At 71.6% G+C, this 11,899-nt stretch carries 9 protein-coding genes; 2 read left to right on the plus strand and 7 right to left on the minus strand.

The window, feature by feature from the left end; translation table 11 throughout:
* The first annotated feature begins 5 nt into the window (after positions 1 to 5).
* A complete protein-coding gene (locus tag BM028_RS02750) occupies positions 6 to 557 on the plus strand; it encodes a nucleotidyltransferase family protein (protein ID WP_092384931.1) in 552 nt (183 codons plus the stop codon).
* Between the two features lie 26 nt (positions 558 to 583).
* Here BM028_RS02750 and BM028_RS02755 read toward each other — a convergent pair whose 3' ends face one another.
* From BM028_RS02755 to BM028_RS02775, 5 genes are all read right to left on the minus strand, one after another.
* Positions 584 to 1,105 (minus strand): hypothetical protein, encoded by a 522-nt coding sequence (locus tag BM028_RS02755; RefSeq protein ID WP_139219730.1) that lies wholly within the window; start codon positions 1,103 to 1,105, stop codon positions 584 to 586.
* 97 nt (positions 1,106 to 1,202) lie between these two features.
* On the minus strand, positions 1,203 to 3,713 hold the full coding sequence (gene opgC, locus BM028_RS02760; protein ID WP_092384933.1) for an OpgC domain-containing protein: 2,511 nt from the start codon (positions 3,711 to 3,713) through the stop codon (positions 1,203 to 1,205).
* Positions 3,710 to 4,123: an ATP-binding protein gene (locus BM028_RS02765; RefSeq protein ID WP_175495967.1), complete on the minus strand. Its 414-nt coding sequence runs from the start codon at positions 4,121 to 4,123 to the stop codon at positions 3,710 to 3,712. The genes opgC and BM028_RS02765 overlap by 4 nt, the downstream gene beginning before the upstream one ends.
* The gene (locus BM028_RS02770) at positions 4,120 to 6,141 is read right to left on the minus strand and encodes a glycosyltransferase (protein ID WP_071295305.1); all 2,022 of its coding nucleotides are present in this window, start codon (positions 6,139 to 6,141) and stop codon (positions 4,120 to 4,122) included. Before BM028_RS02770 ends, BM028_RS02765 begins: the two co-directional genes overlap by 4 nt.
* A 297-nt stretch (positions 6,142 to 6,438) precedes the next feature.
* Positions 6,439 to 7,158: a TetR/AcrR family transcriptional regulator gene (locus BM028_RS02775; protein WP_071295306.1), complete on the minus strand. Its 720-nt coding sequence runs from the start codon at positions 7,156 to 7,158 to the stop codon at positions 6,439 to 6,441.
* 125 nt (positions 7,159 to 7,283) lie between these two features.
* Here BM028_RS02775 and BM028_RS02780 point away from each other — a divergent pair, with 125 nt between their 5' ends.
* Positions 7,284 to 8,210, plus strand: coding sequence for an NAD-dependent epimerase/dehydratase family protein (locus BM028_RS02780; RefSeq protein ID WP_092384404.1), 927 nt, complete (start codon positions 7,284 to 7,286; stop codon positions 8,208 to 8,210).
* 80 nt (positions 8,211 to 8,290) lie between these two features.
* Here BM028_RS02780 and BM028_RS02785 read toward each other — a convergent pair whose 3' ends face one another.
* A complete protein-coding gene (locus BM028_RS02785; protein WP_175495968.1) occupies positions 8,291 to 9,607 on the minus strand; it encodes a fibronectin type III domain-containing protein in 1,317 nt (438 codons plus the stop codon).
* A 336-nt stretch (positions 9,608 to 9,943) separates the two neighbouring features.
* Complete coding sequence (locus BM028_RS02790) at positions 9,944 to 11,788, minus strand: DEAD/DEAH box helicase (protein WP_070416850.1); 1,845 nt, start codon at positions 11,786 to 11,788, stop codon at positions 9,944 to 9,946.
* Positions 11,789 to 11,899 lie beyond the last annotated feature (111 nt).

Genomic DNA, 11,899 nt, shown 5'->3' on the forward strand with positions numbered 1-11,899 from the left:
TGGGCGTGCTGCTCGCCGCCGGTGCGGGGACGCGGATGGGGCGGCCGAAGGCGCTGGTCGCCGAGCCGGACGGCACTCCGTGGCTGCACCTCGGCGTCGACGCGCTCCTCGTCGGGGGCTGCGACCGGGTCGTCATCGTCCTCGGCGCCGCCGCCGCCCGGGCGCGGGCGCTCGTGCCCTCCGTGGACGGGGTCACCGTCGTCGTCGCGGACGACTGGGCGGCGGGTCCGGGCGCGTCGCTCGCCGTCGGGCTCGCGGCCGTCACCGGTCCGGCGACGGCGTGCGTCTCCCTCGTCGACCTGCCAGGCCTCCCCGCGTCGGCCGTCCGGCGGGTGATCGGCGACGGTGACCACCCGGCGGCGCTCCGCCGCGCGGTCCACCACGGCGTGCCGGGACACCCGGTGGTCGTCGGCTCGGAGCACCGCGCCGCACTGGTCGCCGCGCTGTCCCGCGACCCCGCGCACGGCGCCGGGCCGTGGCTCGCGTCGTCGGGCGCGGAACCCGTCGAGTGCGGCGACCTGTGGGACGGTCACGACCAGGACCACCCCCGCTGCTAGCGGGGGTCGCGGTCACCCGTCACGTCTCACTGGACCGACCGCTCACGGCGGTCGAGTTCGGTCAGCATCGCGTCCGTCCGGCGGACCGCTCGAGGGGCAACGATCAGGGAGGCGACCAGCATGACGAGGAAGAGGCCGACGAAGATCCAGGAGAGCGGTTGCCCGGACGCTGCGAGCCAGACGGAGAGGCCGGTCATCGGAACGTACAGCAGCGGGGCCGCCCATCGCAGCGGGCGGTCCTGGTTCCGGTGCTGCTGCACCGCGCGTCGCCATCCCTCGACGTCGACGTCGGGAGGGACGACCCCGCGGCGGACTGCTCGACGGAAGCCCGCGTCCTGCAGGACGGTGCCGTACCCGCGCCGCAGCCGGATGAGGAAGATCGCCATGACGATGCCGTACGCGGCACCCGTGATGGCGGAGATCACGGCTCGCTCGACAACGTTGAGCTCCGGCATCACGACGATCGTCACCAGGAACCACAGGCCGCCGAACGCGACGGCGAGCGCCAGCGCAGCCAACCACCACGGCCACCGTCTCATCAACCCCACACGACCAGCCTTCCAGACACGGGCGCACCGCGACCAGCTGACGGACAGGAGGCGCGGTGCGGGCCCGCCCCGCGCCTCCTGTCCGTTATGCAGCGCGTCAGCGCGGGATCACCGAGAACAGGAACCGCGTCCGCACCATGTACCAGGCCAGCAGGATCAGCAGGGTGTGGGTCGCGAAGCCGATCCAGCCGTTGCCCCAGTCGACACCCGGGATCGACGCGATCGCCAGCGCGAAGAACACCTGCCAGACGAACACGTAGAGACTCGCCTGCCCGATCGGGACCCACAGCCATCCGATGGCCTTCGCGATCGGCTTCCAGAACACGGTGAGGATCGCGTACGACACGATCGCGAAGAAGGCGATGTCGACCAGGCGCCCCCACTGCAGGTCGACGCGCTGGTAGGCGGTGTTGTACAGCTGGTCGTACATCGAGGCCGGGAAGGGCACGGGCGTGAACCCGAAGTGGTCGCCCGCCCAGACGTATACCAGGAACAGCGCGTACCCGCCGATGCCGACCCCGACGAGGACCTTGCCGAGGCGACCGGTCAGTGCGCCGATGATCTGCCGACGGTAGTACCCGAGCACGAGTCCGTGGGTGAACACGACCTGCCAGGTGAGGAGCGGGAAGACCGCCTCGAACTGGGAGTTCAGCGGCCGGAACTCCGGGTTGAGCGCCTGGTAGACGTAGAGCGCCCAGCTGACGATGAGCAGCGCCCACCAGAACCCGCGGCGGATCACCCACATGAACGCCGGGATGAACAGGCTCAGCACCACGAAGAGGCCCATGATGTTGAACGGCCACGGGCCCATCTCGAGCAGCAGGAACTGCCGGATCGCGTACCAGGGCGGCGGGTACGCCAGCAGCTGCATCGCGTTCGGGTAGAGGTCGTACACGCGCCCCTCGGCGCCGACTCCCCCGGTGCCGGTCCCGCGGTCGGTGAAGGTGGTGATCGCGTCGGTGTTCAGGAACGGCACGAAGCTCAGCGCGAAGACGACGAGGATCACCCCGAGCGTGACGAGGTACTGCTTCCGCGCGCGTTTCCACGCCCCGATGGCGGCCGCCCACTCGCCGAACTTCTTGATGGCGAACGGGTAGGTCATGCCGAGGACCATGCCGGACAGGAACACGAACATCTCCGCGCCGGTGATCGCGCCGACGGCGTGCAGCGTGATGTACGAGTACGGTCCGCCGATCTCGATGTGGGTGATCACCACGGCGAGGATGATGAACCCGCGAAACAGGTCGAGCCGCAGGTCGCGCCCGGGCTTGCCGTCGTCGGGGTAGCGCCAGCTCGGCAGCAGCCGACCGAACAGGCCGCTCAGCAGGAACACGACCGCGAGGCCGACGGCACACCAGACGATCCAGGCCATCTGGTCGCCGCCGGTGTCGTACTGCTGGTCGGTCGCCGCGGCGCCGTCCCGTGGCGTGACCTCGTCCGTCACGGGTCCGAACACGAAGTCACCCGCGCGCTCGAGGTCGGTGCGGAACGAGCCGGCGATGCCGGGCACGGCGGTGTCGCGCCAGTCGGCCACGCGGTTGCCGGCCTCGGGTTCGCGGCGGTTCGTCTCGAGGAACGTCACGCCGCGGATCAACGGGCGGTCCTGCACGGCGGCGATCACCTGTCGCCACCAGCCCTGCTTCACCGGGAGTTCGTCGGCGCCCCGGAGCGAGTGGTCGTACAGCGCCCCGGTGTCGAGCAGCATCGGCCGGTCGTCGGCCACGGCGAAGCGGTCGTAGAAGCTCCCCTGCTGTCGCTGCTCGTAGCCCCAGGTCTCGTCGAAGCGTGCGGAGACCTCGCCGGCCTCGGGGACGTCGTTCCGGGTGAGCGGGACGTCTCGGCCGGCTGCCTCGGTCGCCTTGCCCTTGCCGAAGTACAGCATCGACAGCCCGACCCAGTCGACCGAGGCGTCCCCGGGCCAGTACGGCTCGTAGGGGTCGTCGGCCGCGGTGAGCTGTCCGTCGCCGTTCGTGTCGAGCTTCGAGACGTCGGTCGCGGAGAGGTCCTGCAGCCGGCCGGCGGACTCGCCGAAGGGGTAGCCCGCACCGTAGGACGGGGACCACACCATCAGCGCGTCCGAGTTGCCGCCGTGGACCGCGGTCGCGAGCGTCCGGAAGGCCGTGACGAACTGCGTCGGCTGCTGGCCCCACCGCACCCACGTGCCGTTCATCTGCGGGGCGAACCGGACGAGCACCTGGGTGTCGTACTGGCGGTGGACCTCTTCGAGCAGGGCGTTCGCCGCACGGGCGTCGGCCGCGGTGAGGGACCGGAGCGACTGGTCGGGCTCGAGGCTCACCACGAGGACGGCGCCCTGCGTCGCGGCAGCGCGGGTGGCCCGGAGGAACTCCTTGCGGGCGCTGCGGTCGAGCGGGTACTGGATCTCCACGCCGTACATCGACGGTGTCGCACCGAGTCGTCCCGCGTACCCGGCCGGTGCGTCGTCGCCCCAGTCGATGTCCGGTCCGAACCAGGTCTTCCCGTCGGACGGCGCGATCGACGCACCGCTCGTCGCGGCAGCCTGCACCGCCGACGCCGGCAGCGCGCCACCCAGGGCGAACGTCGCGAGCACCACCAGGAACGCGACGAGCCGGGCAGCGGTCCGGCTCACCGTGCGCACACCAGGGTCCAGACGTTGTGACCGCCCTCGTGTCGGTGCTCGAGCCGGTCGAGCGCGGCGATCGCGAGGGCCAGGCCCCGACCGCTCTCCTCGTCGGCGTCGGCCATCGTCACGGCAGCGAGGTCGATGTCGACCGGCAGCCCGTTGTCGGTGAGCACGGCGACGAGCTCCTGGTCGGTCGCGTCGAGTTCCACGGTGTAGCGCCGGCCGGCTTCCTGGTCGGCGCGGCGGGTGTGCTCGACGATGTTCGCGGCGATCTCGGCGAGGGCGGTCTCGAGGCCGAAGCGGAGCCGGACGTCGTCGATGCCGAGGGTGTCCCACCACGCGCCGAAGCGGTCCTGCACCTCGTCGAGGGACGCCGACACCGCCGGGACGTCGAACTCGACCCGCGCCGGGCTCACAGGGGTCCCCCGGCCGTGCTCGACTCGTGCTCGGACTGCGCCGTGCCCGGTCCTCGGTAGAGCACGGCCCGGATGACGATGCTGAAGATGAACAGGTCGAACACGACCCATGCGGTGTTCACGAGCGGCGCGATGCCGGACGCCTGGCCGGTCAGGTACCGGATGCCGATCAGGATCAGCGCCGCCACGAGGGCCCCCATCGCGATGAGCTGGGGCTTCACGAGGTCCCACCGCGGCTTCTGCTCGGACTCGTCACGGACCTTCGGGGTGACCCGGAAGCCCAGCGGCTTGCCCCGGAACACGTTCTCGAACGCACTCGTGACGGACTCGATCCAGACCGGGAACAACGCCAGCGAGTACTGCTGCCCGCGCCACGTCGGTCTGCCGGCCGCCACCACCCAGAAGAGCAGCTGGTTGAGGACGAGGAACGGGATGAGCCGGACGAAGAAGTCGACGCTGTACGCCTGGACCGGCACGACACCGAAGGACAGGCAGAGCACCGGGGCCGCGATGTAGACGATCGCGGCGAAGCCGGACAGGTAGCTCCACATCGTCGAGAAGTACATGAGTCGCTGCCCCCACGACAGGCCCTTCTGCACGAGCGGGTTCTCGCGGAAGAAGACCTGCATGGTGCCCTGCGCCCAGCGGAGCCGCTGCACGAGCATGGTCGGCAGGTCCTCGGGTGCGAGGCCCTTCGCCAGGATCTCGTCGTGGTAGGCCGACTTCCAGCCGAGGCCGTGCAGGCGCATGGCGGTCGCCATGTCCTCGGTGACCGAGATCGTCGCCAACGGCATGATCGGCTGGGCCTCGTCGTCGCGGTTGACATCGAGCGCCCGGGTGAGCACGGCGATGGACTCGATCGCGGCGACCGGTGAGGCGTCGCGGCGGCCGAGGACGTCGAGTGCCGCGTCGTCGAGGCCCGCGAAGGTGTTCGCGTCGGTCGACATCGCCGCGAGCTCCTGCAGGTCGTTGCGGACCGATTCGAGGTCGGACGCGGCGAACCGGTAGGAGATCGTGTCGATGCCGCGTTGGAAGTCGTAGGTGACGTCGCCGAGCGGCTCGCCCCGCTGGACCTGGTCACGGGCGCGGTCGACCACGGCCTCGGCCTCGTCGAGCGCCCCGAGCACCCGCGGGTCGGTCTCCGTCTCGCGTGCTCGGGCGAGGAGCTTCCGGGAGGTCTTGATCGTCCGCGCGACCGAGGCCTCGACCTCGCGCACGTACCGGGTGACCCCGAGCTGCATGAGCGCCTCGCGCCGGAGGATCGCGTTCGACCCGCAGAAGAACGCGGCGTTCCACCCGTCCTTCGACTGCTGGATCGGCCCGTAGAACAGGGGCGCCTGGCTGCCGAGCAGGTCGGCTTCGGGGACGTTCTCGAACCACTGCGGCGTCTGGACCAGCGCCATCCGCGAGTCCTTGAAGTACCCGAGCGTGCGGTCGAGGATCGACGGTTCCGGGACCTGGTCGGCGTCGAGGATGAGGAGGAACTCCCCCTGGGTCGCGAGCAGGGCGTTGTTGAGGTTCCCCGCCTTGGCGTGCCGCGGTCGGTCGATCCAGTCGGCGCCCCGGGTGATCACGCCGATCCCGAGCGACTCGGCGGCGGCGCGCATCTCCGGACGGTTGCCGTCGTCGAGGATCCACGTGGTGTGCGGGTGGGTGATCGCCTTCGCCGCCGTCGCGGTGCGGACGACGAGGTCGACGGGCTCGTTGTACGTCGTGATGAAGACGTCGACGGTCACGGGGTCCTGCGGCGGGGTCGGCGGTTCCCCGCGTTCACGGAGCCGCCAGGCCCCGAACGCGAAGAGCAGCGAGTCGATCACGCTGTACGTCTCGGCGAGGATCAGCGGGACGGCGATCCACCACGAGTGCCAGTTCACCGAGGCGGCCCAGCGCCAGACGATGTAGTTCACGCCGGCGATCGAGGCGAGCAGGGCGACGGTCCGGACGGCGACGAGGCGCTTCCGGGGTGTCCCGGTCGTGAGACGGCGGCGGTCCTGCCGGCTGACGTCGAGCGCGGTCACCGGGTGCCCCCGACGACGGCGTCGCCGAACGTGCTGCGTCGCAAGCGAGCCTCCCTGATCCGTCGGCCCCCGGCCGCGGCGCGCGCCCGAGGGTGGTGGTCCGTCCGGGGAGACTCCAGGTGGGCCGTCCCGAGCGTGGACTCGGTCGTCGGGTACGACCGGGGCCCACGACCTGTCTACCGCAGGAACGGGCCCCCTGTCAGACCGGCACCCCGCTCTGGGGACAAGAGGACGCGGCCGACGGACGACGCGACCCGCGACCGGCGCACTGCGCGACCCGCAGCGCGCGCGACCCCGTCAGTCGAACTCGGCGACGAACCCGAGCCCCTCGGCCAACCGCGCGACGACCTCGTCGAAGTACGCCGCACCGTCCGACACCGAACCGACGAAGTGCCCGAACAACTCGAACGACACCGTGCCGAACACCGTCGTCCAGGCCATCAGCGTGCGGACGAGGACCTCTTCCGGCAGCTCCGTGCCGAACGCCCGCAGGGACGCCACCCCGTCCGCGACCGCCGCAGCGACGAGCCCCGGACCCGATCCGGCCGGGAGCGGGGCACGGTACCCCGGGTCCGCCACCGCGTCCGCGACCACCCGCACGATCGTGAGCGTCGTCCGCGACGCCGGGTCCACCGTCGACCGCGGCGCGACGTACCCGGGCACCGGCGAGCCGAACAGGAGCGCGAAGTCCCCCGGGTGCGCGATCGACCACGTCCGGATCGCCCGGCACACCGCGACCCACCGAGCCCCGGGTGCCGGTCCCGCTGCCGCCTCGGCTGCCTCGACCGCGCCGCCGAGCTCGTCGTAGTCGGCGATGAGGAGCGCCGTGAGCAGGTCGTCGCGGCTCGGGAAGTACCGGTACACGGCCGACGACACCATCCCGACGTCACGGGCGACGGCGCGGAGGCTCAGTTGCGACGGCCCCTCCTCGGTGAGCCGGACCCGGGCAGCGGCGAGGATGCCGGCCCGCACGGTCTCGCGTGCGAGGGATCGTGCAGTGGGCGCCTTGTCCGTCATGCCTCCACCATGGCACGAGAGAGCACTGCACACAATCGAGAGCACTGCTCTTGCAATTCAGCGACCGCTCGTGCATGCTGAGAACCGAGAGCGGTGCTCTCGCAAACAGACGAAAGCAGGAAGCCATGTCGCAGCACCACGTCGTCATCGGTGCCGGTCCGGTGGGCCGTCACGTCGCCGCACTCCTCGCGGAACGGGGCGAGCGGGTCACCGTCGCCACCCGATCCGGCCGGGACACGGGTGTCTCCGGCGTCGAGCACCTCGCCCTGGACGCCTCGGACGCCGACGCGCTCACCCGGGCGACCGAGGGGGCCGCTGCCCTCTACAACTGCGCCAACCCCGGCGACTACACGCAGTGGGAGCAGACCTGGCCGCCGCTCGCGACCGCGCTGCTCACCGCGGCCGAGCGGACCGGCGCGGTGTACGCCATCACCGGGAACCTCTACCCCTACGGCCCCATCGACGGACCGATGCGCGAGAGCCTGCCGGACGCCGCGACGGACCACAAGGGCATCCTGCGGGCACGGCTCTGGGCCGACGCACGCACGGCGCACGAGGCGGGACGGCTGCGTGCCGTCGAGGTCCGCGCCTCGGACTACGTCGGCGCCGGCATCGGCGAGAACGGCCACATCACCCGCGTCCTGCCGGCAGCGCTGCAGGGGAAGGCGGTGTCGATGATCGGCCGGACCGACCTGCCGCACACCTTCACGGACGTGCTCGACGTCGCCCGGATGCTCGTCGCGGCCGCGGCGGACGAGACCGCCCACGGACGCACCTGGATGGTGCCGAGCAACGCGCCGCGGTCGCAGGTGCAGGCCCTCACCGAGGTGCTGGCCGCGGCGGGGAAGCCCCCTGTGACCGTCCGGCGTCTCCCGGCCGGCATGCTCAGAGCGATGGGGCTGGTCTCACCGATGATGCGCGAGATCGCCGAGATGAGCTACCAGTGGACGGCCCCGTACGTGGTCGACGACTCGGCGGCCCGAGCCCACTTCGGCATCGAGCCGACCCCGTGGGACGAGGTGTGCCGACGGACCGTCGAGGGCGTCGCCTGAACCGGCTGCGCACTGCATGACGGGAGGCGCGGTGCGAGCCCGCACCGCGCCTCCCGTCAGTCACCTGGTCGGGTCCGACCTCAGATCACCAGCAACCGCGAGAACTGTCCGGCGGACAGCCGCTGCGCCACGCCGCCTGCGGCGTCCAGCCGCCAGAGGCCGGTCGTCGGGCCGGCGCTCACGTCGAAGAACAGGTCGCCCGCTTCGTCCGCCGCACCGATCCAGACGCCACGGCCCTGGGCGGTCACGCCGCTCGTGGTCTGCTCGGTGGTCGTCCCGTCGGCCGTCCGCGAGGACAGCGAGGTGATCGTCTTGTCGGCGGTGCAGCCGCCGGGGCTGCCCTCGCTCGGAGCGGCGCACCACCCGGCGGACTTGGCGGACACCAGCGCCCGACCGTTCGTCGCCGCGTAGGTGAAGCCGATCCGGGACTCCGCCGAGACGAGCTCGCTCGAGCCCTTCGCCAGCAGGACCCAGCCGCTCGCGCCGGAGGCGCCGGTCGAGAGGTAGTTGACGTAGAGGTTCCCGCCGCCGTCCGCGATGACCGCCGCGAAGATCCGGTAGCCGGTCTCGGGGATCGACCGGGTGGTCCGGACGCCTGTCGGCGACACGGAGACGACCTTCGTCGCGGCGCCCTGGGTCCCGAAGGCCACGGCCGAGACCGTGCCGTCGCGCCCGACCGCCCAGCCGGAGCCGGCCGAGGGGATGATCGCCGTCGGTGCTGCCCCGGACACCGGGAGCTTCGTGATCGCACCGGAGACCGAGTCGACCCAGTACAGGTTGCCGGCGACGTCCGAGCGGAGGTCCGCCGTGAGGTGCAGGCCGGTCGCCACGGTCCGGGCAGCGGCACCGCCGGCCGGGTACATCACGATCGAGGTGCGGTCCAACGAGGGCACGAACACGTCGCCCACGTCGTCCGCCGTGAAGCCGGCGGCGTTCGGCGCGATCGTGGTCGGGGCGGACGTGCCGGAGGTCGGGAACCGCACGACCGAGCCCGCGCCGTCGAGTGCGAACAGGGACTGCACGGTCTGGACCGACCCGGGCGCGGTGTACCGCACCGAGACGGCCTTGCCCGTGCCCCGGGTCCCGACCGCACGGACCGAGAACGTGTACGCGGTGCTCGCGGTGAGGTTGCCGAACCGGTCGGACCGCGCGCTGGCCGGGAGCCGGTCGACGCCGGCGTCCGGCTGCTGCTGCGCGGGCGAGACGGTGACGCGCCAGCTGGTGACCTTCGCGCCGGACTTCGGGAGTCCCCAGGTCACGGTCGCGCTGTCCGCGGCTCCGGTGACGCGGACGGAGGTCGGTGCGCCGGGCACCGACGAGGGTGCGGCCGTCGCCGGCGCGGCTCCCCCGATGACGAGCGCCACCGCGGCTGCGGCGGTCAGTACGGCTCTGAACACGTGCGTTCCCCTGTTCGTCCCGTGGTCCATGCGCCACGGCTACGGACATCAGAGCACCGGTCGGACCTCGCCGACCCGTCGGCGCCGGGATCGTGCGGACCGTGCAGGCCCTCATGCGTCATCCCGCAACCCGCGGGCCGGGGAGCGGCGCTTCGCCAAAGCGACACGCTGCCGCCGGACGTCCGCGCCACAGTGTCGCTCTCGCGGCACGGACGGCGGCGGCCCCCTGTGCGCTGTCGCTTTCGCGGGGACGTGTGCTCCCGCACCGACGGAATGCCGGAACGACGGGAGGCGCGGTGCCAGCTGGCACCGCGCCTCCCGTGAAAAGAACGCGCGTCAGTGACGCGGCTTGCGCTCCGCACGGTCGTCGCGGTCGTACCGACGCGGCCCGCGGTCGTCACGGTCCCGACCACCGGCACGCGGCCCACGGTCGTCGCGGTCGTACCGGCGCGCCCCGCCACCGCCACCACCACGGCGGTCCGGCTTGATCTCGATGAGCTTCCCGCTGATCCGGGTGTCCGTCAGCCGGTCGAGCACCCCGGCGTCCATGTCGGCGGGCAGCTCGACGATCGAGAAGTCCGGGCGGATCTGGATCGCCCCGAAGTCGTCACGGCGCAGGCCACCCTCGTTCGCGAGGGCACCGACGATCTGGCGCGGCTCGACGCGGTGCCGACGCCCGACCTCGATGCGGTAGGCGGTCATCGGCTGCGAGCGGCGCGGGCCACGGTCGGCCCGGTCGCCACGGGCACCGCGGTCGTCGTCACGGTCACGGCGGTCGCTGCTCCGGCCGTCGCGGTCGACGCGGTTCCGCAGCTCGTCGGCCTTCGGGTCGAGCAGCAGCGGGTCCTCGCCCTGCGCGACGACGGCCAGCGCGGCGGCGACGTCGTCGGCCGGGACGTCGTGGTGCTCGACGTAGTGGGCGATGATGTCGCGGAACGCGGTGATGCGGTCCTGCTGCTCGAGCGCCGCGGTGATCGCGTCGTCGAAGCGGGTGAGGCGCGTCTCGTTGACGTCCTCGATCGTCGGCAGCTGCATCTGCGTGAGCGGCTGCTTGGTGTGCCGCTCGATCGCGGACAGCAGGCGTCGCTCGCGCGGGGTGACGAAGCTGATCGAGTCACCCGAGCGGCCGGCGCGACCGGTGCGACCGATGCGGTGCACGTAGGACTCGATGTCGACGGGGATGTCGTAGTTCACGACGTGCGTGATGCGGTCGACGTCGAGACCGCGGGCGGCGACGTCGGTGGCGACGAGGATGTCGAGCTTGCCGGACTTCAGCTGGTTCACCGTGCGCTCGCGCTGGGCCTGGGCGACGTCACCGCTGATGGCCGCTGCGGCGTACCCGCGCGCGCGGAGCTTCTCGGCGAGGGTCTCGGTCTCGCTCTTCGTGCGGACGAAGATGATCATGCCCTCGAAGTCCTCGACCTCGAGGATGCGGGTGAGCGCGTCGACCTTCTGCGGGTACGACACCATGAGGTACCGCTGCGTGATGTTCGCCGCGGTCTTCGTCTTCGTCTTGACCGTGATCTCGGCCGGGTCGGTGAGGTACTGCTGCGAGATGCGGCGGATCTGGGCCGGCATCGTCGCGGAGAACAGCGCGACCTGCTTGTCGTCCGGGGTCTCGGCGAGGATCGTCTCGACGTCCTCGGCGAAGCCCATCTTGAGCATCTCGTCGGCCTCGTCGAGCACGAGGTACTTCAGCTCGGACAGGTCGAGCGTGCCCTTGGCGATGTGGTCCATGATGCGACCGGGCGTGCCGACGACCACGTCCACGCCGCGGCGCAGGGCGGACAGCTGCACGCCGTACGCCTGGCCGCCGTAGACGGGCAGGACGTGCACGTGCTTCATGTGGGAGGCGAACTGTTCGAACGCCTCGCACACCTGCAGGGCGAGCTCGCGGGTCGGCGACAGCACGAGCGCCTGCGGCACCTTGCTGCCCGCCTCCATGCGGGACAGGATCGGCAGCGCGAACGCCGCGGTCTTGCCGGTTCCGGTCTGCGCGAGGCCGACGACGTCGCGCCCCTCGAGCAGGGTCGGGATCGTGGCCTCCTGGATGGCGGAGGGGGTCTCGTAGCCGATGTCCTTGACGGCCTTGAGCACAGCATCGCTCAGGCCGAGGTCGGCGAAGGTCACCACTGGCCCGTCGTCGAGGGTCTCAGTGGTGGTGGCGGTGTCCGTGCTCATGCGGAAACGGTATCTCGAATACGGCGCGAGCAGTGACGGTCTGGAGGATCGGGGCGGGCCCGCACCGCGCCTCCCGTCCGCCTCCTGGTCACGTCACGGGCGCGTGCCGCG

Source organism: Curtobacterium sp. YR515 (assembly GCF_900113095.1).
Classification (GTDB): Bacteria; Actinomycetota; Actinomycetes; order Actinomycetales; family Microbacteriaceae; genus Curtobacterium.